Origin of the sequence: Clostridioides difficile ATCC 9689 = DSM 1296, from assembly GCF_001077535.1 — a bacterium.
GTDB classification, from domain to species: Bacteria; Bacillota; Clostridia; order Peptostreptococcales; family Peptostreptococcaceae; genus Clostridioides; species Clostridioides difficile.
Genome location: NZ_CP011968.1, coordinates 1,115,249 through 1,141,458 on the forward strand (window position 1 = coordinate 1,115,249; position 26,210 = coordinate 1,141,458).

Here is a 26,210-nt window from a genome sequence, read left to right on the forward strand (position 1 = left end):
ATGTTCGTATTTTATAAAAAGGAAGTGAATGTATGGTTAAGACTAATGCTATGAGAATATTAGATTCAAATAAGATTGATTATAAAGTAATGTCTTATGAAGTGAAAAGTGAACATGTGGATGGTGTTGAGGTGGCACATGATATAGGAAGAGATGTAAATGAAGTGTATAAGACATTAGTAACTCAAGGAGTTAGTAAGAATATATATGTATATGTAATACCAGTACATGAAAACTTAGACTTAAAAAAGGCTGCAAAAGTAGCTAAAGAGAAAAGTGTAGAGATGATTCATGTAAAAGATATAAATAAGCTTACAGGTTATATTAGAGGCGGATGTTCTCCTATAGGTATGAAAAAGCTTTATAAAACTTTTGTAAATGAAAGTGCAAAGAATTTAGATACAATTATTGTGAGTGCAGGAAAAATAGGATATCAAATAGAACTATCTCCATTTGATTTACAAAGACTTATAAAAGTAGAATTTGTAGATGTAATAAAAAAATAAGAATTACATATAAAATATAGAGCTTATATTCTTAATAATAGGTGTTGTAGTATTAATAAAATGAATAATAATTTTAAAATAAATATTCAGTTACTTATGTGTAATTGGTATAAAAATATTGAGAAATTTTAAAAACAATGGTAAAGTGTAAGTATAATCACGAATATTTTTTATAAAGTAATGGAGGGATGTTCGCTTGAGAAAAATAAAATCTGAACAAATCGTCGAGCAGGTAAAAAAACTTTGTATAGAAGCGAGCCTATATTTAGGAGAAGATGTTTTAAGCTGTATAAAAGAAAAAGCGAAAAGTGAAAAGAGTGAAGTTGGAAAAAATATATTGAATATATTAGTTGAAAATGCTGAAATAGCTAAAGAAAAAAATATACCAATATGCCAAGATACTGGTATGGCTGTATTTTTTGTTGAAATAGGACAAGAAGTTTTAATTGAAGGAGACACACTTACTGATGCTATAAATGAGGGAGTAAGACAAGGGTATGAAGAAGGCTACTTAAGAAAATCTGTTGTAAGTCCAATTAACAGAGTAAATACAAAAGATAATACACCTGCTGTTATTCATTATGATATGGTAAAAGGTGATAAAATTAAAATAGAATTTGCAGCTAAGGGATTTGGAAGCGAAAATATGAGTAAGATGAAAATGTTAAAGCCATCAGATGGATTGGAAGGAATTAAAAAATTCATAATAGATACAGTTTCAGAAGCTGGACCTAACCCATGCCCTCCTATGGTAATTGGAGTTGGTATAGGTGGGACTGTGGACAAATGTGCTCAAATAGCTAAAAAGGCACTTTTTAGAGAACTAGGTGAATTTAATAAGGACGAAAATATAGCAAAACTTGAAAGTGAACTATTAACAGCTATTAATAAACTTGGTATAGGACCTCAAGGCTTAGGTGGTACTACAACAGCTTTGGGATTAAACATAGAGACTTTTCCTACACACATAGCAGGTTTACCTGTTGTTGTAAATATAAACTGCCATGCATCAAGACATAAGAAGGTAGTAATTTAGGAGGAAAATAAAATGATAAAAATAACTACACCTGTAAATGAAATTGATATAGCAAAATTAAATTGTGGAGATACAATTAGTTTGAGTGGTATACTTTATACAGCAAGAGATGCTGCTCATAAAAGATTGATAGATTGTATAAATAAAGGTGAAGAATTACCATTTGACGTATATGGTCAAGGAATATATTATGTAGGACCTACTCCTACAAAGCCAGGAGAAGTTATAGGTGCTGCAGGTCCAACGACGAGTTATAGAATGGATGATTTGACTATACCTCTTTTAGAAAGAGGTCTTAGATTGATGATAGGCAAGGGAAAAAGAAGTGATGAGGTTATAGAAGGTATGCAAAAATACGGAGCAGTTTATCTTGCTGCAATAGGAGGAGCTGGAGCATATATTTCAAATTCAATAAAATCATGTGAAATTATTGCATATGAAGATTTAGGAGCTGAAGCTATAAGAAAGATTGTAGTAGAAGACCTTAAGCTTACAGTAGCAATAGATAGCTATGGAAATAATATATATGAGCAAGGTCGAGCAATTTATGAATGTAAATAATGTTTAGAAATAAATATGAATATCAAAATTAAAAATAGTTGTGTATATTTTAAGGAGGAAAATTGATGTCTAAGGATTATGCAAAATTGGCATTAGAAATGCATGAAATCAACAAAGGGAAAGTAAGTGTAGAAAGCAAGGTAGAAGTTAAAACTAAGGATGATTTATCAACAGCATATACACCAGGGGTTGCTGAACCTTGTTTAAAAATACATGAAAATCAAGATGATGTTTATAGATACACTTCTAAAGGGAATCTAGTAGCAGTAGTTAGTGATGGAAGTGCTGTACTTGGATTAGGTAACATTGGTGCTGAAGCATCTATACCTGTTATGGAAGGTAAAGCTATATTATTTAAACAATTTGCAGATGTAGACGCTTTTCCAATATGTTTAAAGACTAATGATGTAGATGAGATAGTTAAATCTGTAGAGTTGATGGAGCCTGTATTTGGAGGTATAAATTTGGAAGACATATCTTCTCCAAGATGTTTTGAGATAGAAGAGAGATTAAAAAAATCTTTAAGTATACCTGTTTTTCATGATGACCAACATGGGACAGCAATAATAGTTGCAGCAGCCATAATAAACTCAATAAAGTTAATTGAAAATAAAAAAATAGAAGATTTAGAAATAGTTATAAACGGAGCAGGAGCTGCTGGTATAGCCATAGCAAAGATACTACTTAATATGAATGTTAAAAATATAATTTTATGTGATAGAAGTGGAGCATTGGAAGCTAGTATAGAAAATCTAAACTATGTTCAAAAAGAAATGTTAAAAGTAACAAATATAAGAAATGAAAAAGGACCTTTAAAAGATATTATAAAAGGAAAAGATGTATTTATTGGTGTTTCAGGTCCAGGAGCTGTTACAAAGGAAATGGTTGAAAGTATGTCTGAGAAGCCAATAATATTGGCAATGGCAAATCCTACTCCAGAGATAATGCCAGAAGAAGCAAAATTAGGTGGAGCATTTATAATGGGAACAGGTCGTTCAGACTTCCCTAATCAAGTCAATAATGTACTGGCTTTTCCTGGAATATTTAGAGGTGCACTTGATGTTAAGGCTAAAGAGATAAATGAAGAAATGAAGATAGCTGCTGCATATGCAATTGCTAATACAATAAGTGATGAAGAAATATGCCCAGAGTATATATTACCAGATGTATTTAATAAGAATGTAGTAAAAAATGTTGCTAAGGCAGTTAAAGAAGCAGCGATAAAAACCAAAGTAAATAGAATATAAATTTTTATATGTTCATATATCCTTATCTTATCGGGTATATGGGCATTTTTATTATAGGTTTATACTCATATATCCTTACTTTTATATACATATCTTTATGATTAAAGGTGTTAGAAAATGTAGTAAATTTTATACTATCAGACTCTATCTTTATTACTTTAGTAGATACATGGTGGTAAAGGTTTATAGAAAAAAATATAGGAAGGCAGATTTTTATTGTTGCGTATATATGAGAATGATATAATATGAATATTATAAATTAATAAATTTAAATTTATGGAGGTACAAGAGATGATGGAATATAAAGTTAATGACCAAGAACTTAATGCTTCAATGTTTATCCCATTCGTCAACAGGATATGGCCAGGAGATTATAATATGGATAAAACACAGACTGCATTATCAAAAACTTTGAATATAACTGCTTATGATGATAAAGTGCTTGTAGGATGTCTGCGAGTTCTTTCAGATGGTTATTATTTTGGAACAATTACAGAATTGCTTGTTCTTCCAGAGTATCAGAAACAAGGCATTGGTAGTAAGCTTTTCCAGCTTGCTAAAGAGAACACCCCAACTATGCTATATTTTGGTGCACAGCCAGGAGTAGAAGAGTTCTATGAAAAAAATGGGTGCCAAAGAAGTCTGCAATCCTACATAATAAAAAAGAAAGATAGTTATTAAAGTTCCAGCTTTCAATAATCTTAAAAGTACAATATTTTAGTGGAATCATTTCATTTTTTATTACTAATATGACATAAACATGTCATATTAGCATTGATATACTTTTAATATGGTTAAGAGCCAAAGAAAAATATAAGGAGTGATTTAAAATGGAAGAAACTAAATTTTGCCAATGCTGTGCAATGCCAATGGGACAAACTGATGAATTATATGGGACAAATAAAGATGGAAGTAAAAGTACTGATTATTGTAGTTATTGTTTTAAAGATGGTGAGTTTACAGCTGATATAAGTATGGAAGAGATGATAGAAGTTTGTATCCCTCATATGCTTCAAAGTAATAAGGATATGACTGAAGATGAAGCAAGAACAATGATGAACAATTTCTTTCCAACATTAAAACGCTGGAAATAATTTTATGCAAAATTAGTTATATGCAAAACATGAAATATGGTGTTGAGAATAAGGGGTGGTGTGCTTTATAGCATACCACCTGTTTTGTTACTTGGAGTTCAGTTATTTTCCTAAATATTTTAAATATACTATTTTAGATAAGTTCCTTCTTCATCTTGATAAATTAATCCTTTTTTCATAAGCACTCCAAGAGCTCGTTTAAAATTTTTCTTACTTGAATTAAATAATATAGAAATATCTTTAGGGTCAGATTTATCATTAAATCTCATATATCCATCAGAACCTTCTAAATAACTTAAAATCTTATTTTCTAAAGTATCAAGTTCATCCTTTCTATTTCCTCTAGGAGAAAGACCAAGTTTTCCATCTTCATATATTTTTATGACATGTAAATTTTCAAGAACATCACCAGTTTTTAGTTCAGTAAAGTACTCATTATGAAGTATTACACCAGCATATTTATTGTCTACACATATCATTGCAGAATTATTAGTTTGGAATCCATATACAACTCCAGTTACAATATCTCCTACATTGTAAGTATGGTCTGTTAATAAGTATGAATCTATATCTGTAGTAGCAGCAATTCTTTTGCTTTTGTCTAAATATATATAAAATAAATATTTTTCGTCTCTAAATAGTGGATAAGTCTTAGCTTTAAAAGGAACTAATATGTCTTTAGGAAGTCCCATATCTATAAAAGTACCAATGTCTGTATTATCAACTACTTTTAAATGTGCTACATCCCCAACCTTAGCTAAAGGCGGTATTAAAGTTGCAGCAGTTCTGTCATCAGAATCTTTAAATATGAAAGCATTTACTTCATCACCTATGTTTATTTCATTTTTTCCGATTAATCTATTATGAAGAAGTATATCGTCTTTTGTGTTATTAGTTTGTCCATCCAAAAAATATCCAAATTCAGTTTTTCTTTTTACTGTAAGTTTATTAAAATCACCTATGTTTATCAAATTAAAATCATCCTCTCATTTTATATTTATAATTTAGCCATAATATACTTATGTAGTAGTTTGTCACAGTATCTATATTAGTATTAGTGAAATTTACAATAAATAATATAGTTATTTATGTATTTTTCAATTCTCTAGCTTCTTATATAGTATAAACTCCAATTTCTTTTTTGTCTTTAGGTTTTATTAAAATTTTTACAAAATAAGTTAAAAAGTATTGAAATAAAATTTCTTTTAAAGTATAATTGGTATATACCAAAATTGGTATATACCATATCGAAAAGTGGTGACTATATGAAAATAGTAAATAAATCTAGTAATATACCATTGCATACTCAATTAAGTTCAATAATAAGAGAGATGATAGAAACTGGTGAGCTTAAAGAGGGCGATGCAATAATGCCAGAAAGAGAACTTTGCAACATACAAAATGTAAGTCGTATGACAGTAAATAAAACCATTGTTGGATTAGTTACAGAAGGACTTCTTTATAGGGTACAAGGTAAAGGGACATTCGTTGCAAAGCAAAAAAAGAAGTATCAGTTTTCAAATGTAAAAGGTTTTACTGATGTTATGAAAGAAAAGGGAGTAAACATAAAAACGGATATATTATCCTTTGAGATGGAACTACCAGATGATTTAGTTAAAAGAAAGCTTGGAATAAGTGATAATACTACAAATATATATAAGATTGTCAGACTTAGATATACTGATGGAGAGCCATTTGGATTAGAAATAGTATATCTATCAGAAGAAATGTGTAAGGGTCTAACAAAAGGGATATTGGATAATTCTTCATTATATAGGGTTTTAAATGAAAAATATGGCTATAAGATACAAAAAGCTGAACAGGTAATGGAGCCAGTAATACTTTCAGATGAAGAAAGTAAGCTTCTTGAAACAGATGAAGGTGCTTTAGCTCTTAAACTTCATAGAAATTCCTATAATAGAGAAGGTAGCCCTATAGAATATACCATATCAATATTTAGAACAGATAAATATCAATATGAAATAGTATTGAGTGAGTAGGTGAATAATATGAAATGTTTAATTAATGGAAAGATAATATTAAAAAATCAAATCTTAGAAAATAAAGTATTAGTATTTGATGAAAAAATAATTGATATAGCTGATAGTGTACCAAAAGATTGTGAAGTTATAGATGCTGATGGAAAATATATATCTCCAGGGCTTATTGATATTCATATACATGGAAACATGGGAAAAGATACAATGGATTCGACTGATGAATCTATTGAAACAATTTCAAAATCAATTATGAGACATGGAGTAACATCTTTTCTGCCAACTACAATGACTATGGATAAAGAACATGTTTATGATGCACTTGAAGTTATTAAAAAAGCCCAAAATAGAAAGCTTGAAGGGGCAAAGGTATTAGGAGCACATTTAGAAGGACCTTTTATAAATGAGAATTATAAGGGAGCACAAAATGAAAAATTTATAATAAATTCAAAATACGAATTTATAAAAGAATATAAAGATGTTATAAAAGTTATAACTTATGCTCCAGAAAAAGATATTGATTTTGATTTTACTAGAGAAATAAAAAGATGTACAGATATAGTTTTATCTATTGGTCATAGTAATGCAAATTATGACCAAGCTAAAGAAGCTATAAATTTAGGAGTAACTAATGTAACTCACATGTTCAATGCAATGACTGGTTTAAACCATAGAGACCCAGGCGTTGTTGGTGCAGCACTTACAACTAATGTGTACAGTGAGTTAATAGCAGATACAATCCATATAAATAAAGATTTATTTCAATTTATACTAAATAATAAAGGGAAAGAAAGACTGATTTTAATAACAGATTCTATAGAAGCTGGTGGTCTTGAAGATGGCAATTATTCTCTTGGAGGTCAGAAAGTCATAGTTAAGGGTAATGAAGCTAGACTTGAAAATGGAGCATTAGCTGGAAGTGTGTTGTCTTTAAATAAAATGGTATTTAACTTCTTAGATAATACAAACCTTAAAGTGAATGAAGCAATTAATTTAGCTTCTTTAAATCCAGCAACATCTTTGGGAATAAATGACAAAAAAGGAAGCTTAGAAATAGGTAAGGATGCAGATATAGCTGTATTTGATGAGAATTTAGATTGTAAAATGACACTTTGCTTGGGGGAAGTAGTATATAAAAATATATAGTATACAAAACAAACCTTAAAGACAGTAAAAACAATATAAAAAATAATAAATTAAACTTACATTAGTAAAAGTAGTAGTTAAAATTTAGGAGGAATAAGATGAGAGTATTAGTGTGTAAAGATTATGATGGAATGAGTAAAAAAGCCGCTGAAATGATAGCAGCTCAAATAGTTTTAAAACCAAATTCAATACTGGGACTAGCTACAGGAAGTACACCAGTAGGTATGTATAGAGATTTAGTAAAAAAATACAATGATAATATAGTAGATTTTTCAGATGTGATGAGCTTTAATTTAGATGAATATTATAAGTTACCAATATCTAATGACCAAAGCTATGATTATTTTATGAAAGAGAATCTATTTAATCATGTAAACATAAAGCCAGAAAATACTCATCTACCAAATGGAATGGCTGATGATATTGAAAAAGAGTGTATGAACTATGAAGCTTCTATAGATGCAGCTGGTGGTATAGATGTACAAGTACTTGGAATAGGTCGTAATGCTCATATAGGTTTTAATGAACCTGATACTAAATTTGCAAAAAGAACTCATGTAGTTGAACTTACAGAGTCTACAATAGAAGCTAATGCAAGATTCTTTAAATCAAGAGAAGATGTTCCTAAAAAAGCTGTAAGTATGGGAATAGGTTCAATATTGAAGTCTAAGAAAATATTGCTTTTAGCTTCAGGAGAAGAAAAAGCTGATGCAGTATATAATACTGTTTACGGAGATATAACTCCAGAAGTTCCTGGTTCTATACTTCAACTTCATAAAGACACTATAGTTATAGTAGATGAAGCAGCAGCAAGTAAACTGAATCCAAAAGATTATAAATTAGTATAAGAATAGAATGTAGTTTAAGTAAAAAATAGCTATCATTGAGTAATCAAATTTATTTAATGATAGCTATTTTTATTTAAATTTTTTACTTCTTTTTATTTAAATTAGTTATTATTGTTTAAATTACTTGCTTATTACTTTTTACGAAAACTCGTTATCAAGAAGTATCCAAATAAGATGTTAAAAATTATTATGTTTAGTGGGATTCTATCAAGCATAATAAAATTACCTATAATTGGGATATTACCAACTGGAAACATAAAGAAGAATACAGGCATCAGTGATAGTAAAAAAGATGGAAAACAAAGAAGAAGTAATCTTGGAATATCAATATACCAACTACCATCCTTTTTGTATTCTCTAATCAATAATTCAGTTCCTAGTAATAAACCAATACCACCAGAGGAAATTAAATTAATAAAAATGTATCTTTTAAAGTCTTGCATATAACCAGTGTAAAATTGAGTATAGAAATCATAATTTAATTTAACGGCTAAAAAATACATAAGCAATAGAATGATTAAAAATAAAAGATATCTAAGAGCTTTTTTCATTTTAAATTCTCCCTTCAGAAATACTTTATTTAGTTTTATTTTGTTGGAATCTGATTTTATCATTTAGTTTAAGAAATCCATAATATTAGTGAAGAATGAAATAAGTATTATATATGAATAAATATTTTTAGAATTAAGGTGAATTGTAGTGCTTAATATAACTATAATATTAATTGTTTGAATATTCAATAAAAAGTTTGAAAAATATCAATTTTGATATAAACTGAATAAATACAGTTGAATATTAAATTATTATTTTATCAAAAATATGCAAAGTACTACACCTTCAAATATCACCTAAAGTAATTAAAAGGCAATTAAGGTGAAGTAGTTCAAGTATTTCTAAAATAAGTTTAATAAATTCTATAATAATTTATTTTTTGCCTTAAAATTGCCTTAAAATCCAAACAATTTTAAAACTAATGTACTATAAAAAGCTGGTATAATTTAAATATAGTAAAAAATAAGATTTATCTTATCTATTGGGATTTAATTATTTAATCAATATATTTATACCATTTAATTTAAATAAAAAGTCTATTAAGGAGTGAGCTTATGAGTAAGTTAATTTATATAGCAGATGATGAAGATAATATAAGAAATTTGGTAAAGACATTCTTAAAAAATGAAGGTCATGATGTTATGGATTTTAAAACGGGTGATGAACTTTTAGAACAATTTAATATAAAGGAGTGTGACTTAGTAATACTAGATATAATGATGCCTGGCTCAAGTGGTTTTGAAGTATGTACAAAACTTCGTGAGAAAAGTACAGTCCCAATAATCATGCTTACTGCAAGAGATACAGATATAGATTATATTACAGGGATAACCTTAGGTAGTGATGATTATTTTACAAAACCATTTAGCCCAATGTCTTTGGTTATGAGAGTAAAATCTATATTTAGAAGGATAGAGTTTGAAAAGAAACAAAATTATGATAAATATAGTAACTCGATAGATATGGAATTAAAATTTGGTGATGTAATAATAAATAAAAAGAATAAAATCGTTACAAGTAAAAATGTAAATATAGACCTTACACCAAATGAATATAACCTATTGACTTATTTGTTTGAAAATATAGATAGAGCAGTTTCCAGAGATGAATTATTAAACAAAATATGGGGATACGATATAGAAGTTGAGACAAGGGCTGCTGATGATACAGTGAAGAGATTACGTAAAAAAATTTTAAATACAAATATTTTAATAGAAACTGTATGGGGGTTTGGATTTAGGTTGAAGGAGAAAAGTTAAGATGAAGAATGGAAATGACAAGAATAGAATTGGAAAGATTAAATCCAAATTTAAATTAAAGTTCTCAAAGAAAAATATAAGCATAAAAACTAGGATTTTGTTGAGTATACTTTGTTTGATAATTATAGTATTTATGATAATATTAGTATCTTTTAATGTATTTCTTGATACATATATAAAAACAACTGCGAATGAAGAATTGACAAAGTCTACAGAAATAGTAGAACATATGGATAGTAATTTTAGACCTATTAAGCCACCACAAGATGATGGAAAGCTTCCTCCCAAAGTATTATCTAATTTTATGAGAAATGTACAAGATAAAGTTAGGATGGCAGAAACACAATCAGATGCTGATGCTATGGTAGTTGATTCTAAGTATAACCTGATATTTCCAACAAGAGAGGATGATTTCTTAAAAAATGTTGATGAGATGGAGCTGATTAGGGAGTGTATTCAAAATGAAAAATTAGATTTAAATTCAGATGCAAATACACGGATATCTACCAGAAATAAGGATTATTATATTTCAACTGTAAAAATTACTAGTATATATGGTGAACAAGACAAGTATCTTATACTTTTTATAGACATATCAAAAACTCTAAATCTAGCACAAAAGATAAATATTGTATTAATATCTGTAATGTGTTTTGCTGGAATATTAGCAATATTTACAGCTGTGATTTTATCTGAGAAAATTGCTAAACCGATAAAAGAGTTGTGTGAGTTTGCAAAAAAAATGGGTCAAGGAGATTTCAAAAGAACCTACTTTGACTTTTCAGATAAAGAATTAGTAGAGCTCTCAACTGTTATGAATAAGAGTGCTGAGTATCTGGATAAGTATGATAATGAACAAAAAATATTTTTTCAAAATGCATCTCATGAATTAAGGACACCACTTATGTCTATTAAAGGTTATGCAGAAGCTATAAAATATAATGTTATAGATAGTAAACATGCAAGTGATATAATTCTTGAAGAAAGTGATAGGTTAAGTGATATGGTTGAAGATTTATTATACATTTCTAAAATAGATAATATAACTAAAGATTTTGAACTTGTAGAATGTGATTTAAGAGAAGTACTTTCAAATTGTGGAGCTAGGCAAAATGTAAGAGCTATAAATAAGGGGATAAAATTTATTTATGAATTTGATGAAGAAATGGTTTTATTTGAATGTGATGAAAAAAACATTTCCAAAGCATTTATGAATCTTATAGAAAATGCTTTGAGATACGCTAAGAGTGAAATAAAAATAGTGTGTAAGTATAATCAAAAAAATATAGTTGTGATAATAGAAGATGATGGAATTGGAATCAAGAAAGAAGATTTACCTCATGTTTTTGAAAGATTCTATAAGGGAGTAGGGGGAAATCATGGAATTGGATTATCAATAGTTAAATCTATTGTAAATAAGCATGGTGGGCGTATATACGTAGAAAATGGCAAAAAAGGAGCTAAATTTACTATATTATTTAAATTGTAAAAAAATTAGAGAAAATATAGAGATGTTTGAAGTTGTTTTTTATATATATCTGTTGTATACTGTTGAAAAAAGAACAATATTAAGCTGACATATATTACGATAGTTGACATTTAAAGTAAATGCTTAAATATAGATACGAAAGGAAAAGTAAAATCTGAAGTGTATTTAGGTTTAAGTAAGCTTCTTATTTTATAAAAAATATGTATGAAAGAACAGCTGATTTTTAATATTACAAATTTAGTAACGGTTGTATTTGAAGCTTTTGTCATCCATATGTTTTTATCAGACTTTTTAGGCCAGAAAGAAGGGTATATAAAAGTTGTAAGATATGCTAAACTGGGTTTTATAATATGTTTAGGATTCTGTAATTTAATAACTTTAAACCCTAAAATCACAATGCCTTTAATTTTCATCCTTATTTTTTCAACATCATTTTTATATAAAGGAAATTTAAAGACACGATTGTTTACTACTGTTTTATTAAGTATATTCTTTATACTGTCAGAAATTGTAGTTACAAGTATTTTTGTTTTATTTGTAAAAGAAGGCTTTGAAATAATGCTTGAAAATAATAGTATAAGAGTATTGGCGACAATTTTATCTAAAATTGTCTTTTTGTTGACTTGTAAAATTATTTGTCTATTTAAAAAAGATGTACATTTAGATATGCCCATAAAGTATTGGCTCCCTTTATTTTTAATACCTATATTTAGTTTATTTCTGTCTGTTTCTATCTTTGATGTAAGTAAATTTTTTAGTCTTGAAAGTTTAAAATTTCTAAGCTTAATATCTAGTGTTGGTATTTTATATATTAATTTTATTGTCTTTTATTTATTTAAATTTATTATAGATAAAACTAAACTATCTATGAAATATGAACTACTTGAAAAAGAAATAATTCATAAGGAAGAATTAAGACTTAGTAATGAGTGTTATAAAATTATTGTTGAACAGACTGATTCTGTCGTTTTCGAATGGAATATCAAAGAAAATAAATCATTTGTATCGCAGGCTTGGACTGAAAAATTTGGATATAACAATGCATGTAAGAATATTTTTAAAGAAATTAAAGATAAAGACTTAGTTCATTCTGAAGATAAAGCTATATTTGAAGGTTTTCTTGAAAGTATTAAAAAAAAGAATATGCACAATCAAGCAGTATATCGTTTAAAAAAATCTAATGGTGAATATATTTGGTGTAGAACATCAATTACAAGTATTTATAATGATGAAAATGAACTTTTAAGAGTTGTCGGAGTAATTGTAGATGTAGATAGTGATATAAAAAAATATGAAGAGTTAAGAACTAGAGCAGAAAGTGACTCATTGACCAATATATACAATAAAGGTACATTTGAAAAATTAGTGGAAGAAACTATAGTTATGAATACAGGTGATAAAAAAGATGCATTATTCATTATTGATTTGGATGATTTTAAAGAAATAAATGATAATTTTGGTCATCCATTTGGTGATTTTGTACTAAAAACATTTGCTGATAAGATACAAACTAGTTTTGGTAGTAAAGACTTAGTCGGAAGAATTGGTGGAGATGAATTTGTTGTATATATGCAAGATTATGTTACAGAAGTAAATTTGCATAAAAAAGCTAAAGAATTAAATAGAGTACTTTCGGATAATTACACTGATTTGAGTTTTAGTTTTGATGCTTCTGTCAGTATAGGTATTGCAAGGTATCCTCAAGATGGAACTTCATTTTTTGAATTGTTTAAAAATGCAGATAGAGCACTTTATAGCATAAAAGCATCAGGTAAAAATTCATATTGTTTATTTGAAGAAGAACTATATGTACAGTGAATTTGAATTTAGATTTTATGTGAGAGTAAGATTTATATATACTTGTGGCTGTCTGATTTATAAAATATGTTACTTTGTATATTTTTATATGTTTCAGTAAGGTTAATTAACATGAGCAAAGGTGTAAGTAAATTTATATTAGTTTAAGTTTACTTACACTTTTATAAAAATACAAATAATAGATTCATTTACATTCTTAAATAATTAAAGCTCTTTACCTTCTAAACATGCATAACATATCGTTATAATTCCAGTAAATAAGACTAAAATGCCCATTCCTAAGATTACAATTTCATCATCTATTACTCCAAATGTTTTTAAAGTAACTTATTTCGCTTTGTATCATAATAATTTGTCTCCTTTTACATTTTAACTTCTGCTGAGATTTGAGTTAGATATTCATTAGAATCTCGCACACTTATATCATATAGAAGATATTCTTCATAAACAAAATCCCCAATACGTAAATTATTCTGATTAAAAAAATTTAATAACTTTTCATAAGTCTTGTAAATAGTTTCATAACTCCCTTTATGATAAGCAGTTACATAAAGTCCCTTTGGTTTGATTGATACAGGATATTTCTTGTACTCTTTATTAACTTTTGTAAATAAATATGAATATGATTCAAAGTCTTTATTAATTATATCTTCACCTTTAATGATTGAGCCAATCGTACCATAATCACTCAATTCATAGTTGTCCATAAAGTTAATACATTCATATAAAAAATTTTCTTCCTCATCTCCTAAAAACTGTTCTTTATATGTAACAGGTGTTTTGACCAAGTACTCTTCTTCATGTTCTTTTAAAGTAATAGTATTCGCATCTATATTACAAGCATTTTTAGTGAATGAAATAGTAGATTCCATTAGAGCTTGAATATTATTTAGTTTTTCAATTTCATTTTTAATATCAATGGTTTTCTTTTCTAAAAGCTCAATTAGTAAATTAGGTGTTCTTTTGTCTATATAAGCTTTAATTTCTTTTAAAGGCATTTTTACTTCCCTAAGTGAAGAAATTATACCAAAAATGCTAAGTTGATGGTATGAGTAGTATCTATATCCATTTTCTTTCTTTAATTCTGGTGAGAAAAGACCTATATCATCATAATGGAAAAGTGTTTTTTTATTGATTCCACAAATCTTTGCAAATTCTCCAGTTGTAAAATAATTTTTTGAAACTTGACTCATAATTATAATTCCTCCTTGACTATCCTGTTACAGTATAGTTTATCATAGTATTTTGTAAAGGAGTGTGATTATATGAAAAAATTAATTCATTTTTTAAAACCATATAGAGTTTTAATTGTTGTAGTTTTGATATTTACGTTTTTACAAACACTTGGAACTTTGTATATACCAACACTTACAGCAAATATAGTAAACAATGGTGTAGTAAAGGGAGATATAGATTATATTGTAAAAACAGGTTTAATGATGATGATAGTAGCTGGTATAACAGCTTTATCAGCTGTGTTAGTTTGTAAAGTATCAGCAAATCTTTCATCTGGATTTTGTAGAGATATTAGAGAAGCAGTATTTATAAAATCACAAGATTTATCAATAAATGATTTTAATAATATAGGTACAGCATCAATGATTACTAGGAGTACTAGTGATATTACTTTAATAGGTCAGTCTGTGTTTATGTTTATTCAATTAGTATTACCAGCACCAATTATAACTGTTTCTGGTCTATTCTTAGCATATTCTATAGATAAAGCAATGACAATTATTATTGTTGTAGTAATGTTTTTATTCATGCTTTCAGCATTTTTAGTTGGTAAAAAGCTTATAAAGTTGTTTAAAATGATGCAAATAAAAATGGACAATATGAATAGGGTGTTACGTGAGGTAGTAACTGGAGTAAGAGTTATAAGAGCTTTTAATAGGAGTCGTTTTGAAAAAAAGAGATTTGATAGAACTGCAATAGATTATTCTGAAACAGCAATTTCAATAAATAAAATATTTGCAGTACTTATGCCTATTGTAATGTTAATAATGAATTTAGGTATAGTAAGTATTATTTGGTTTGGTGGGATGAGAGTCAGTAATGGAAATATGGAAATAGGTCATATAATGGCACTTGTTGAATATTGTATCTTAATTTTATTCTATTTAATCATGGGAGTAATGGTATTTATGTACATACCTAGAGCAGGTGCATGTGCAGATAGAGTAAATCAGATATTAGATATAGAACCTGAAATTGTAGATGGAAATGGTCATAAAGATACTGTCTCAGAGAGAGGACATTTAGTATTTAAAAATGTAACCTTTTCATATGCACAATCAGAAGAACCTGTGTTAAATAATATAACATTTGAAGCAAAATCTGGAGAAGTAACTGCAATTATAGGAAGCACTGGCTCAGGCAAATCTACTATTGCAAATATAATACCACGTTTTTTTGAAATTCAATCTGGAGAAATATCTATAAATGGTCAGGATATTAAGAAGATTCCTCAAAAAGAACTTAGAGATAAGATTGGATTTGTACCACAAAAAGCTTTTTTATTTAGTGGAACAATAGAAGAAAATATAAGGTATGGAAAAGAAGATGCAAGTATTGAAGAAGTAAAGCATGCTGCAAGTATAGCTCAAGCTGATGAATTTATTTCTGATATGGAAGACAAGTATGACTCATTTGTAGCACAAGGTGGAAATAATTTGTCAGGTGGTCAAAAACAGAGAATATCCATTGCAAGAGCGTTAGTTAGAAAGCCTGAAGTATATGTCTTTGATGATAGTTTTTCTGCATTAGATTTTAAAACAGATAAAAGACTTAGAAAAGCGTTGAAAAATGAAATCAAAGATTCATCAGCTATAATTATAGCACAACGTATAAGTACAATCATGGATGCTAATCAGATTATAGTTTTAAATGATGGAAAAATTGTAGGTATTGGAAAACATAAAGATTTACTTGAAAATTGTGAAGTTTATAAGCAAATTGCGGATTCACAACTTAGTAAAGAAGAACTTGCATAAGATGAAGAATTAATCTGATATTTGGAGGTGTATGATATGAGTGAAAAAAGAATAGATGAACAAGATATAGAAGTACTTAGTTTTGAAGATGGCATGTCAGCAGAAAAAGCTAAGGATGCAAAAAAAACTACTAAGAGATTATTAAAATATATGGCAAAACAAAAGTTTAAAATATTAATTATTTTTATTTCAGTATTGATAAGTTCAGCGCTTACAGTTTTAGCACCTATGGTTATGGGAAAAGCTATTGACCAACTATTTAATGGAATAAAAACTGCAGTCCAAACAGGTACAAAATTCAGTGTGAATTTTAGTACTATGGGGGGTATAGTATCAATACTTCTAGGGTTGTACTTAATTAGTGCAGTATTTATATATATTCAACAGTATATTATGTCAGGAGTTGCACAAAATCTAGTTCTTAGCATGAGAAAAGATTTAAGTGATAAACTCAATAAACTTCCTCTTAAGTACTATGATTCTCATAAAAAGGGGGAAACACTTAGTATAGTAACAAATGATTTAGAAAAAGTAGCAGATAGTTTACAAGAAGGATTAATGCAACTTATTACAGCAGTAGTTACAGTAGTTGGTTCTATTGTAATGATGATAAGTATAAGTGTACCACTTACAATAGTATCAGCTATAACATTACTTGTTTCATTGGGTATTACTGTTGTAATTGCAAGAAAATCACAAGAAAGATTCTCTGAAAATCAAAAGGCACTAGGAGAGTTAAATAGCAATATAGAAGAGATATTTACTGGTCAAATAGTGGTTAAAGCATTTAGTAAAGAAAAGGATACTATAAGAAACTTTAAAATATTAAATCAAAATCTTTATAATGCAAGTAGAAAAGCACAGTTTTCGTCATATGCAATATCTCCAATTATTAGATTTATAAACCTAATTGGCTATGTTATTATAGCAGTTGTAGGTGGGATATTTGCATCAACTGGAGCAATGACTCTTGGTAGTATACAAGCGTTTATTCAATATGTAAATCAAGCATCAGAGCCTACTACAGAAATATCTTATATTGTAAATATGCTTCAAGCAGCAATAGCATCTGCAGAGAGAGTTTTTACAGTTATGGACGAGGTGGAAGAGATAAAGGATGAAGAATCTTCAAAGGTTATTAGCATGCCTAAAGGTAAAGTACAATTTGAGCATGTTAAATTTGGATATAGTGATGATTTTATTCTTATGAAAGATATTAATATCAATCTAAATGCAGGAGATAAGATTGCAATTGTTGGACCTACAGGAGCTGGAAAGACAACTCTTGTAAATTTACTTATGAGATTTTATGAGATACAAGGTGGAAGAATTACTATTGATGGTGTTAATATAAAAGATTTAAAGCGTGGAGAACTTAGAACTATGTTTGGTATGGTTCTTCAAGATACATGGCTGTTTAATGGAAGTATAAAAGAAAATATTGCATATAGTAAGTCAGATGCCACAATGGATGAAATTGTAAGAGCAGCAAAATCAGCAAGAGTAGACCATTTTATAAGGACTTTACCACAAGGGTATGACACTATATTGACTGAGGATGCTTCTAATCTATCTCAAGGTCAAAAGCAACTTCTAACAATTGCCAGGGCAATACTTTCAGACCCATCAGTATTGATTCTTGATGAAGCAACATCTAGTGTAGATACTAGAACAGAGGTAGAAATTCAAAAGGCAATGAATAACTTGATGAAGGGAAGAACTAGTTTTGTTATTGCACATAGATTATCAACTATTCGAGATGCTGATTTAATATTAGTAATGAAAGAAGGAACTATTATTGAACAAGGAAGCCATAAGGAACTTATTGAAAAGAAAGGATTCTATGAAGAACTTTATAACAGTCAATTTACAAGTGAATATGATGAAGATGTTGTATGATTATCAAGTTTTAGGCAACTAAATGATTGATAAATATTAAGTTAAATATAGTAACATGTAAGGTTATATGGAATAAGAGTATTTCTCTATTTCATATAACCTTTTTTATTTATCAAAATAAGATAAAATTTCCTTTCTAAATTAGATTGAAGAATGTATTTATCAATATAAAAGTAAAATAATCATTATTATTAGTGAAGTAAATATTGTTTGCCACATATATGCCATAAAGATGCACTTATTTTACGGAGATTTAACAAAGTAGTGTAAAGTATACTCTAAATATAAAATAAATCAAATAGAGTTAAATAAATTGAGAGGTGATATAAATAGTGAATAAAAAATTGAACTATAGATTTGAAATGAAGCACAAAATAACTGAAGCAGATGTGTTAGCTTTAAAATCAAGACTCTATCCAATAATGAAGAAAGATGAAAATGCATCTAAAGATGGAAAATATCTTATTAGGAGTTTATATTTTGATACTCCTGAAGATAAAGCACTTTTGGATAAATTAAATGGCGTTGCAATAAGAGAAAAGTTTAGGATAAGATTTTATAATAATGACTGCTCTTATATAAGGTTAGAGAAAAAAATCAAACATTACAACATGACATCAAAGCTATCAACTAATTTAACCAAAAAAGAAGTAATAAATATACTAAATAATGATATTGAATTTCTAAAAGAGTCGACAAATTGTTTATTAAGAGAATTTTATTTGAAATTAAAATGTGAAAGATTAGAGGCAAAAAGCATAGTTGATTACAATAGAGAAGCTTTTATTTATCCAGTTGGAAATGTAAGAGTTACAATCGATAGTGATATTAAAACTTCTGTAAATTCGGTAGATTTATTTAATAAAGATTTGCCAACTGTTTCGGTAATTGATGATAATATGACTGTATTGGAGGTTAAATATGATGAATTTATACCAGATTTTATAAAGGATTTAATTCAAATTAATAAGACTACCTCTACAGCAGTTTCAAAGTATGCTTCAAGTAGATTATATATTTAAGAATAAAGGCTATGATTTATATAAAGATATACATAAATAAGGTTAAAAAACAAATAAGTTAAAAATAAATAAAATAAAAAATAAATAAGTTAAAAATAGGAAGGATGATTTTAATTATGACATTTAATGATATTTTTAAATCAAGTTTTATAGAAAACGTATCAGGTTTTTCATTTGTGGACAGTGCTTTAGCACTAGGTTCAGCTTTTTTAGTAGGTTTATTTATATATATGGTCTATAAAAAGACTTATATGGGAATTATGTATTCTCGACCATTCAATGTGTCGCTTGTAGCACTTACAATGCTTACAACTTTTGTAATATTGGCAGTTACTTCAAATGTAGTTTTATCCTTAGGTATGGTTGGTGCTTTATCTATAGTAAGATTTAGAACAGCAATTAAAGACCCAATGGATTTAGTATTTCTATTTTGGTCATTGGGTTCAGGTATAGTTTTAGGAGCAGGTTTGATTCCCTTAGCTGTCATGGGTTCAATAATTATGGGATTGATTCTAATATTCTTTTCAAATAAAACAATATCTGAAACTCCATATATATTGATGGTAAATTGTAATAATGAAGATTCAGAAGATATAGCAACTGATAAAATTAAAAAAGTATTTACTAAATATCAAATAAAATCAAAAAGTGTTACACCAGAAAAAGGAATAGAATTAGTGTTTGAAGTAAGAATGAAAGATGGAGAAACAAGTCTTATAAATGACTTGAGTCAAGTAGATGGAGTTACTAATGCAGTTCTTGTAAGTTATAATGGTGACTATGTAGCATAGAGAGGAGTAATCTTTTATGAAAGATAAAAAATTTACCCTTCTTATCTCGATTATGATTATATTTTTATGTGCTGTAGTTGGAGTTTATAGTACATCTAGCAACAAAAGTGTTGATTTATATAGTGATGTATATATTGAAAAATATTTTAACAGAGACAAGGTTATGGAAGTTAATATAGAGATAGATGAAAGTGACTTGAAGGATATGAATGAAAATGCTATAAAAGAAGAATTTAAGGTTGCAAAAGTAACTGTAGATGGAGATACATATGGAAACGTAGGTATAAGAACTAAAGGAAATTCAAGTCTTATATCTGTAGCAAATAGTGATAGTGATAGATACAGCTATAAGATTAATTTTGATAAGTATAATACTAGTCAAAGTATGGAAGGGCTTACTCAATTAAATCTTAATAACTGTTACTCTGACCCATCTTATATGAGAGAGTTTTTAACATATAGTATTTGCGAGGAAATGGGATTAGCGACTCCAGAATTTGCATATGCTAAAGTCTCTATAAATGGCGAATATCATGGTTTGTATTTGGCAGTAGAAGGATTAAAAGAGTCTTATCTTGAAAATAATTTTGGTAATGTAACTGGAGACTTATATAAGTCAGATGAAGGAAGCTCGTTGCAATATAAAGGAGATGACCCAGAAAGTTACTCAAACTTAATCGTTGAAAGTGATAAAAAGACAGCTGATTGGTCTAAAATCACAAAACTATTAAAATCTTTGGATACAGGTGAAGATATTGAAAAATATCTTGATGTAGATTCTGTCCTTAAAAATATAGCAATAAATACAGCTTTATTAAACCTTGATAGCTATCAAGGGAGTTTTGCCCATAACTATTATTTATATGAGCAAGATGGAGTATTTTCTATGTTACCATGGGATTTTAATATGTCATTTGGTGGATTTAGTGGTTTTGGTGGAGGTAGTCAATCTATAGCAATTGATGAACCTACGACAGGTAATTTAGAAGACAGACCTCTCATATCCTCGTTATTAAAAAATGAGACATACAAAACAAAATACCATAAATATCTGGAAGAGATAGTAACAAAATACCTAGATTCAGACTATTTAGAGAATATGACAACAAAATTGCATGACATGATAGCATCATATGTAAAAGAAGACCCAACAGCATTTTATACTTATGAAGAATTTGAAAAAAATATAACATCTTCAATTGAAGATTCTAGTGATAATAAGGGATTTGGTAATAAAGGGTTTGACAACAATAACTCTAATAACAGTGATTCTAATAATAATTCTAATAGTGAAAATAAGCGCTCTGGAAATCAAAGTGATGAAAAAGAAGTTAATGCTGAATTAACATCAAGCGTAGTCAAAGCTAATACAGATAATGAAACTAAAAATAAAACTACAAATGATAGTGAAAGTAAGAATAATACAGATAAAGATAAAAGTGGAAATGATAATAATCAAAAGCTAGAAGGTCCTATGGGTAAAGGAGGTAAGTCAATACCAGGGGTTTTGGAAGTTGCAGAAGATATGAGTAAAACTATAAAATCTCAATTAAGTGGAGAAACTTCTTCGACAAAGCAAAACTCTGGTGATGAAAGTTCAAGTGGAATTAAAGGTAGTGAAAAGTTTGATGAGGATATGAGTGGTATGCCAGAACCACCTGAGGGAATGGATGGTAAAATGCCACCAGGAATGGGTAATATGGATAAGGGAGATATGAATGGTAAAAATGGCAATATGAATATGGATAGAAATCAAGATAATCCAAGAGAAGCTGGAGGTTTTGGCAATAGAGGAGGAGGCTCTGTGAGTAAAACAACAACATACTTCAAATTAATTTTAGGTGGAGCTTCAATGATAATAATGTCGATTATGTTAGTTGGTGTATCAAGGGTAAAGAGAAGAAGATTTATAAAGTCAAAATAAGATTAAAATTGAATATAAATAATTTTAATACTGTTAAGTCTAAATATTTACTTAGCAGTATTTTTTTAGAAAATAATGTATTTGGTTAATAATATAAGGTAATAAATTGATAAAAATTAAATACAGCATATTAATAATACATAATAAAGTAATAAAAAAACTGTTTAAGTATAATAACTTATATTTAGACAGTTTTTTTCATTTATAAATAATATAAATGAAATTGAAAACATTTGAAGGATAGAAATTGGTTGGATAAATGTATAAATTACTTCACCAAAAAATAATGACAAAAATTGTAACTAAGTTGTAATAAAATGGTAGTTATTTAGCATAAAATAATGTATCATAGAAGTATATTATAAAATTAATAAAATAAGATTTTTGTAAGAAAACTGCTGGCTTTTGATATTTAGAGTGAGTAGTTAAATTATGTTTAGGAGGGGTAGAATTTGTTGCAAAAAGTATTATGGAAATTTTTAAAGCTAGTAGTCGGTTTATTTATATGTTCAGTTGGTATAGTATTGACGATAAATTGTAACCTTGGATTATCTCCCTGGGATGTATTTCATCAAGGACTTTCAAATCATATAGGAATAACTATAGGAACTGCTTCTATAATTGTAGGTTCTATAGTAGTTATTGCTGATGTCGTTCTTGGAGAAAATGTAGGATGGGGAACTGTTTTTAACATGCTACTAATTGGATTTTTTATGGATTTACTTTTATATAGTAATTTAATTCCAGAGGCTGATAGTTTATTTGTAGGAATAATTATGTTGATATTAGGATTGGTTCTTTTGTCTGTTGGAATGGTATTTTATATGGGAAGTGGTTTAGGAAGTGGACCTAGAGATGGTTTGATGGTTGCAATTCAAAAGAAAACAGGAAAATCACTTAAATTAATAAGAGGTACTATAGAAGTTGGAGCATTAATAGTAGGATTTTTATTAGGTGGAAAAGTTGGTATAGGAACTATAATAAGTGCATTTGGATTGGGGTATTTCACACAAATGGTATTTGGCTTATTTAAATTAGATTGTAGTAAGATTAAACATAGATTTATAGTAGATGATATAAAATTTATCAAAGTGTATATGAGTGGTGAGAAAAAGGCTGCTGTTCAAAATATAGTTAAGTAATTTAAGAATAAATTCAACGAAATGTTAAGTATTTTAAATTAACATTTTGTTTAGATAGATAAATTGAATATTAAAAGAATATTAAAATATGAGGATTGCTAGAACACTATAAAATATAGATTTCTAGCAATTTTTTATTTGTTCAATATTTTTTTAGTACTAGAAGTCTTATTCTCTATTTAATGAATGAATTAATTTATAATTAGAGATACTAAACTTTATAGATATTAATATAAACACCTTTAAACTGTGTATTTTCCAAAGCCTTTAAAATGCTTGTATTTATTCTAAATAAAAAAATAAAAAAATGTCAAAAAAACTCTTGTATTATATCCAAATTTTATATATAATTACCTATGTTGTTTAGAAATTTTAAACTCAATGTTTAGTAAACAAAATGTTTAGTAAAATAAAACAGAAACTAGGAGGTGCAACATGGATATAGGTGAAAAGATAAAAAGATTAAGAACAGAAAAACAACTGACCCAGGAAGAGTTAGCTAATAGATGTGAATTGTCAAAGGGATTTATTTCTCAATTAGAAAATAACTTAACATCACCATCCATAGCTACCCTTATAGATATACTTGAAATACTAGGTACAAATTTAAGGGAATTTTTTAATGAAATAGATGATGAAAGAATCAGTTTTACAAAAGAAGATATGTTTGAAACTGAAGATGAAGATTTAAAATATAAATTAAAGTGGTTAATTCCAAATTCACAAAAAAATGAAATGGAGCCAATAATAATAACATTGTATCCAGGAGGACAGTATAAAGAAGAAAAGCCACATGAAGGTGAAGAATTTGGATATGTATTAGCAGGTTCAATATATGTCCATATAGGCGAAAAGAAAAATAAAGTAAAAAAAGGAGAGAGTTTTTACTTTAGACCGAAAGCAAATCACTATATATCAAACGAGGGCAAAACTACAGCAAAAGTGATTTGGGTAAGTACGCCACCATCATTTTAGAATAGAGGTGTTTAATAATTGGTAGAAAATATAATAGAATTAAGGGATATATCTAAACATTATGAAGAACTTACTGTTTTAGATAATTTCAATTTAGATATAAAGAAAAATGAGTTTCTAACATTACTTGGACCAAGTGGATGTGGAAAAACTACAACATTAAAAATAATAGCAGGATTTGAGTATGCTGATGATGGTAAAGTTTTATTTGAAGGTAAGGAGATAAATAATTTGCCACCATATGAAAGACAAGTAAACACAGTATTTCAAAAATATGCTTTATTTCCACACATGGATGTTTATGAAAATGTAGCTTTTGGATTAAAAATTAAAAAGACTCCAAAAGATGTAATAGATGCTAAAGTAAAAGAGGTTTTGAAACTTGTTGCACTAGAAGGTTTTGAAAGACGACAAGTTGAATCATTGAGTGGAGGACAACAACAAAGAATTGCAATAGCAAGAGCTCTAGTTAATGAACCAAAGGTATTATTACTAGATGAACCACTTGGAGCACTTGATTTAAAGTTAAGACAAGAGATGCAAATAGAATTAAAGAGAATCCAAAAAAAATTAGGAATAACATTTGTTTTTGTAACTCATGACCAAGAAGAGGCTCTTACTATGTCAGATACTATTGTTGTAATGTATAAGGGCAAAATTCAACAAATGGGAACACCACAAGATATATACAATGAACCTAAAAATTCATTTGTAGCTAAGTTTATAGGTGAAAGTAACATATTTGATGGAATTATGATAGAAGATTATAAAGTTAATTTCTGTAATAGAGATTTTGAGTGTGTTGATAAAGGATTCGAAAAAAACGAAAATATAGAAGTAGTAATAAGACCAGAAGATATAAAAATGGTAAAGCCAGAAGAAGGAATGTTAAAGGGGAAAGTTACATCTACAGTGTTTAAAGGAGTGCATTACGAGATAGAATTGAATGAAAATGGAAGATTGTGGATACTTCATAATACTAAAAATGCTGAGGTTGGGACTGAACTAGGCATGGATATATATCCAGAAGATATCCATATAATGAGAAAAGAGAATAACTAAGATGAAAAGAAAATCTTTTTTAGCATATCCATATGTAGTTTGGAGTGCGATATTTGTAATAATTCCTTTAATATTAGTAGTATTTTTTAGTTTTACAAAAGAATCAGGTGGAGGTTATGCCTTTACACTTGAGAATTATAAAGAAGTAATTGACCCTATATATATGAAAGTTTTTGGGCGTTCTATTCTTTTAGCAGGAGGAGCTACATTAATATGCCTTATAGTTGGTTATCCAGTGGCATATATAATTTCAAAGGCTCGTGTAAGTAGAAGAGGTTCATTAATATTATTGTTTATTCTTCCTATGTGGATGAACTTTCTTTTAAGAACATATGCATGGGTTGCTATATTAGGAAAAAATGGACTTTTAAATACATTTTTAGGTTGGTTTGGAATACAACCATTAGCAATTTTGTATACTAATTTTGCCATACTTTTAGGTATGGTGTATAACTTTTTACCATTTATGGTTCTTCCAATATATACAGCACTATCAAAGATGGATAATGATTTGATAAACGCTGCTCATGACTTGGGTGCAAATAATATGACAGTTTTTAGAAAAATTATATTTCCTTTGAGTTTGCCAGGTGTAATGTCTGGAATAACTATGGTATTTATGCCAGCAGTCACTACTTTTGCAATATCAAGACTGTTAGGTGGAGGTAAAATAATGCTGGTTGGAGATTTGATTGAACAACAGTTTACAGTTGTTGGAGATTGGAACTTTGGTTCAGCTATATCGATATTTATGATGATAGTAATATTAATATCTATGTCTATAATGTCAAAATTTGGAGATGAATCTGACAAAGAAGGCGGTGGGTTACTATTTTAAAATTAAAGAAA

25 protein-coding genes are annotated in these 26,210 nt (G+C 28.1%); 22 read left to right on the top strand and 3 right to left on the bottom strand.

Annotation, left to right across the window (positions count from 1 at the left end):
- Nucleotides 1-32: 32 nt before the first annotated feature.
- From ybaK to CDIF1296T_RS05530, 6 genes are all read left to right on the top strand, one after another.
- Entirely contained in the window at nt 33-506 is a 474-nt protein-coding gene (ybaK, locus tag CDIF1296T_RS05505) for a Cys-tRNA(Pro) deacylase (protein WP_003437064.1), read from the top strand.
- Nucleotides 507-702: 196 nt separating this feature from the next.
- Nucleotides 703-1,542: a fumarate hydratase gene (locus CDIF1296T_RS05510; protein WP_003437062.1), complete on the top strand. Its 840-nt coding sequence runs from the start codon at nt 703-705 to the stop codon at nt 1,540-1,542.
- A gap of 12 nt (nt 1,543-1,554) precedes the next feature.
- Nucleotides 1,555-2,103, top strand: coding sequence for a Fe-S-containing hydro-lyase (locus tag CDIF1296T_RS05515; RefSeq protein WP_003437060.1), 549 nt, complete (start codon nt 1,555-1,557; stop codon nt 2,101-2,103).
- 65 nt (nt 2,104-2,168) lie between these two features.
- Entirely contained in the window at nt 2,169-3,350 is a 1,182-nt protein-coding gene (locus tag CDIF1296T_RS05520) for an NAD(P)-dependent malic enzyme (protein WP_003437058.1), read from the top strand.
- Between the two features lie 291 nt (nt 3,351-3,641).
- On the top strand, nt 3,642-4,031 hold the full coding sequence (locus CDIF1296T_RS05525) for a GNAT family N-acetyltransferase (protein WP_009895952.1): 390 nt from the start codon (nt 3,642-3,644) through the stop codon (nt 4,029-4,031).
- Nucleotides 4,032-4,180: 149 nt separating this feature from the next.
- Nucleotides 4,181-4,444, top strand: a complete 264-nt coding sequence (locus tag CDIF1296T_RS05530; RefSeq protein ID WP_003418727.1) for a zinc ribbon domain-containing protein — start codon at nt 4,181-4,183, stop codon at nt 4,442-4,444.
- A 128-nt stretch (nt 4,445-4,572) separates the two neighbouring features.
- Here the strand turns inward: CDIF1296T_RS05530 and CDIF1296T_RS05535 are convergent, their stop codons facing one another.
- Nucleotides 4,573-5,415: a CvfB family protein gene (locus CDIF1296T_RS05535; RefSeq protein WP_003437046.1), complete on the bottom strand. Its 843-nt coding sequence runs from the start codon at nt 5,413-5,415 to the stop codon at nt 4,573-4,575.
- A gap of 294 nt (nt 5,416-5,709) precedes the next feature.
- On the opposite strand from CDIF1296T_RS05535, the gene CDIF1296T_RS05540 reads away from it, so the two are divergent.
- From CDIF1296T_RS05540 to CDIF1296T_RS05565, 6 genes are all read left to right on the top strand, one after another.
- A complete protein-coding gene (locus CDIF1296T_RS05540; protein ID WP_003437044.1) occupies nt 5,710-6,444 on the top strand; it encodes a GntR family transcriptional regulator in 735 nt (244 codons plus the stop codon).
- A 9-nt stretch (nt 6,445-6,453) separates the two neighbouring features.
- Entirely contained in the window at nt 6,454-7,587 is a 1,134-nt protein-coding gene (gene nagA, locus CDIF1296T_RS05545) for an N-acetylglucosamine-6-phosphate deacetylase (protein WP_009895956.1), read from the top strand.
- 98 nt (nt 7,588-7,685) lie between these two features.
- Complete coding sequence (gene nagB / locus CDIF1296T_RS05550; RefSeq protein ID WP_003437039.1) at nt 7,686-8,435, top strand: glucosamine-6-phosphate deaminase; 750 nt, start codon at nt 7,686-7,688, stop codon at nt 8,433-8,435.
- A 174-nt stretch (nt 8,436-8,609) separates the two neighbouring features.
- Complete coding sequence (locus tag CDIF1296T_RS19515) at nt 8,610-8,882, top strand: hypothetical protein (RefSeq protein ID WP_161419932.1); 273 nt, start codon at nt 8,610-8,612, stop codon at nt 8,880-8,882.
- A gap of 659 nt (nt 8,883-9,541) precedes the next feature.
- Nucleotides 9,542-10,246 carry a response regulator transcription factor gene (locus CDIF1296T_RS05560; RefSeq protein ID WP_003437036.1) on the top strand — a complete coding sequence of 235 codons (705 nt, stop codon included), beginning with the start codon at nt 9,542-9,544 and terminating at the stop codon, nt 10,244-10,246.
- A gap of 1 nt (nt 10,247) precedes the next feature.
- Nucleotides 10,248-11,735: a HAMP domain-containing sensor histidine kinase gene (locus CDIF1296T_RS05565; RefSeq protein ID WP_009895965.1), complete on the top strand. Its 1,488-nt coding sequence runs from the start codon at nt 10,248-10,250 to the stop codon at nt 11,733-11,735.
- Nucleotides 11,736-11,845: 110 nt separating this feature from the next.
- Here the strand turns inward: CDIF1296T_RS05565 and CDIF1296T_RS19660 are convergent, their stop codons facing one another.
- On the bottom strand, nt 11,846-12,409 hold the full coding sequence (locus CDIF1296T_RS19660; RefSeq protein ID WP_009895969.1) for a hypothetical protein: 564 nt from the start codon (nt 12,407-12,409) through the stop codon (nt 11,846-11,848).
- Between the two features lie 193 nt (nt 12,410-12,602).
- Here CDIF1296T_RS19660 and CDIF1296T_RS19665 point away from each other — a divergent pair, with 193 nt between their 5' ends.
- Nucleotides 12,603-13,553 (top strand): sensor domain-containing diguanylate cyclase, encoded by a 951-nt coding sequence (locus CDIF1296T_RS19665; protein ID WP_021360384.1) that lies wholly within the window; start codon nt 12,603-12,605, stop codon nt 13,551-13,553.
- Nucleotides 13,554-13,915: 362 nt separating this feature from the next.
- Here the strand turns inward: CDIF1296T_RS19665 and CDIF1296T_RS05580 are convergent, their stop codons facing one another.
- On the bottom strand, nt 13,916-14,746 hold the full coding sequence (locus CDIF1296T_RS05580; RefSeq protein ID WP_009895974.1) for a MerR family transcriptional regulator: 831 nt from the start codon (nt 14,744-14,746) through the stop codon (nt 13,916-13,918).
- A 72-nt stretch (nt 14,747-14,818) separates the two neighbouring features.
- On the opposite strand from CDIF1296T_RS05580, the gene CDIF1296T_RS05585 reads away from it, so the two are divergent.
- The 9 genes from CDIF1296T_RS05585 (at nt 14,819) to CDIF1296T_RS05625 (ending at nt 26,199) form a co-directional block, all read left to right on the top strand.
- On the top strand, nt 14,819-16,546 hold the full coding sequence (locus tag CDIF1296T_RS05585) for an ABC transporter ATP-binding protein (protein ID WP_009895975.1): 1,728 nt from the start codon (nt 14,819-14,821) through the stop codon (nt 16,544-16,546).
- A gap of 36 nt (nt 16,547-16,582) precedes the next feature.
- Nucleotides 16,583-18,445, top strand: coding sequence for an ABC transporter ATP-binding protein (locus tag CDIF1296T_RS05590; protein ID WP_003437025.1), 1,863 nt, complete (start codon nt 16,583-16,585; stop codon nt 18,443-18,445).
- Nucleotides 18,446-18,777: 332 nt separating this feature from the next.
- The gene (locus CDIF1296T_RS05595) at nt 18,778-19,467 is read left to right on the top strand and encodes a polyphosphate polymerase domain-containing protein (RefSeq protein ID WP_009895978.1); all 690 of its coding nucleotides are present in this window, start codon (nt 18,778-18,780) and stop codon (nt 19,465-19,467) included.
- Between the two features lie 116 nt (nt 19,468-19,583).
- On the top strand, nt 19,584-20,258 hold the full coding sequence (locus CDIF1296T_RS05600; protein WP_009895980.1) for a DUF4956 domain-containing protein: 675 nt from the start codon (nt 19,584-19,586) through the stop codon (nt 20,256-20,258).
- Between the two features lie 16 nt (nt 20,259-20,274).
- A complete protein-coding gene (locus CDIF1296T_RS05605; RefSeq protein ID WP_009895982.1) occupies nt 20,275-22,182 on the top strand; it encodes a CotH kinase family protein in 1,908 nt (635 codons plus the stop codon).
- 452 nt (nt 22,183-22,634) lie between these two features.
- Entirely contained in the window at nt 22,635-23,324 is a 690-nt protein-coding gene (locus CDIF1296T_RS05610; RefSeq protein ID WP_009892867.1) for a YczE/YyaS/YitT family protein, read from the top strand.
- 435 nt (nt 23,325-23,759) lie between these two features.
- Nucleotides 23,760-24,299: a helix-turn-helix domain-containing protein gene (locus tag CDIF1296T_RS05615; RefSeq protein ID WP_003418769.1), complete on the top strand. Its 540-nt coding sequence runs from the start codon at nt 23,760-23,762 to the stop codon at nt 24,297-24,299.
- A gap of 18 nt (nt 24,300-24,317) precedes the next feature.
- A complete protein-coding gene (potA, locus tag CDIF1296T_RS05620; protein WP_003437017.1) occupies nt 24,318-25,361 on the top strand; it encodes a spermidine/putrescine ABC transporter ATP-binding protein in 1,044 nt (347 codons plus the stop codon).
- A gap of 1 nt (nt 25,362) precedes the next feature.
- The gene (locus CDIF1296T_RS05625) at nt 25,363-26,199 is read left to right on the top strand and encodes an ABC transporter permease (protein ID WP_003432157.1); all 837 of its coding nucleotides are present in this window, start codon (nt 25,363-25,365) and stop codon (nt 26,197-26,199) included.
- Nucleotides 26,200-26,210 lie beyond the last annotated feature (11 nt).

Bases quoted from the DNA above. Each gene is read 5' to 3' on its own strand.
- CDIF1296T_RS19660 (WP_009895969.1), bottom strand. From the start codon at position 12,409: ATGGGCATATCTAAATGTACATCTTTTTTAAATAGACAAATAATTTTA.
- CDIF1296T_RS05520 (WP_003437058.1), top strand. From the start codon at position 2,169: ATGTCTAAGGATTATGCAAAATTGGCATTAGAAATGCATGAAATCAAC.
- CDIF1296T_RS05565 (WP_009895965.1), top strand. From the start codon at position 10,248: ATGAAGAATGGAAATGACAAGAATAGAATTGGAAAGATTAAATCCAAA.
- CDIF1296T_RS05560 (WP_003437036.1), top strand. From the start codon at position 9,542: ATGAGTAAGTTAATTTATATAGCAGATGATGAAGATAATATAAGAAAT.
- CDIF1296T_RS05590 (WP_003437025.1), top strand. From the start codon at position 16,583: ATGAGTGAAAAAAGAATAGATGAACAAGATATAGAAGTACTTAGTTTT.
- CDIF1296T_RS19515 (WP_161419932.1), top strand. From the start codon at position 8,610: ATGTTAAAAATTATTATGTTTAGTGGGATTCTATCAAGCATAATAAAA.
- CDIF1296T_RS19665 (WP_021360384.1), top strand. From the start codon at position 12,603: ATGAAATATGAACTACTTGAAAAAGAAATAATTCATAAGGAAGAATTA.
- CDIF1296T_RS05605 (WP_009895982.1), top strand. From the start codon at position 20,275: ATGAAAGATAAAAAATTTACCCTTCTTATCTCGATTATGATTATATTT.
- CDIF1296T_RS05615 (WP_003418769.1), top strand. From the start codon at position 23,760: ATGGATATAGGTGAAAAGATAAAAAGATTAAGAACAGAAAAACAACTG.
- CDIF1296T_RS05530 (WP_003418727.1), top strand. From the start codon at position 4,181: ATGGAAGAAACTAAATTTTGCCAATGCTGTGCAATGCCAATGGGACAA.
- CDIF1296T_RS05525 (WP_009895952.1), top strand. From the start codon at position 3,642: ATGATGGAATATAAAGTTAATGACCAAGAACTTAATGCTTCAATGTTT.
- ybaK (WP_003437064.1), top strand. From the start codon at position 33: ATGGTTAAGACTAATGCTATGAGAATATTAGATTCAAATAAGATTGAT.
- CDIF1296T_RS05600 (WP_009895980.1), top strand. From the start codon at position 19,584: ATGACATTTAATGATATTTTTAAATCAAGTTTTATAGAAAACGTATCA.
- CDIF1296T_RS05515 (WP_003437060.1), top strand. From the start codon at position 1,555: ATGATAAAAATAACTACACCTGTAAATGAAATTGATATAGCAAAATTA.
- nagB (WP_003437039.1), top strand. From the start codon at position 7,686: ATGAGAGTATTAGTGTGTAAAGATTATGATGGAATGAGTAAAAAAGCC.
- CDIF1296T_RS05540 (WP_003437044.1), top strand. From the start codon at position 5,710: ATGAAAATAGTAAATAAATCTAGTAATATACCATTGCATACTCAATTA.
- CDIF1296T_RS05625 (WP_003432157.1), top strand. From the start codon at position 25,363: ATGAAAAGAAAATCTTTTTTAGCATATCCATATGTAGTTTGGAGTGCG.
- nagA (WP_009895956.1), top strand. From the start codon at position 6,454: ATGAAATGTTTAATTAATGGAAAGATAATATTAAAAAATCAAATCTTA.
- CDIF1296T_RS05585 (WP_009895975.1), top strand. From the start codon at position 14,819: ATGAAAAAATTAATTCATTTTTTAAAACCATATAGAGTTTTAATTGTT.
- CDIF1296T_RS05580 (WP_009895974.1), bottom strand. From the start codon at position 14,746: ATGAGTCAAGTTTCAAAAAATTATTTTACAACTGGAGAATTTGCAAAG.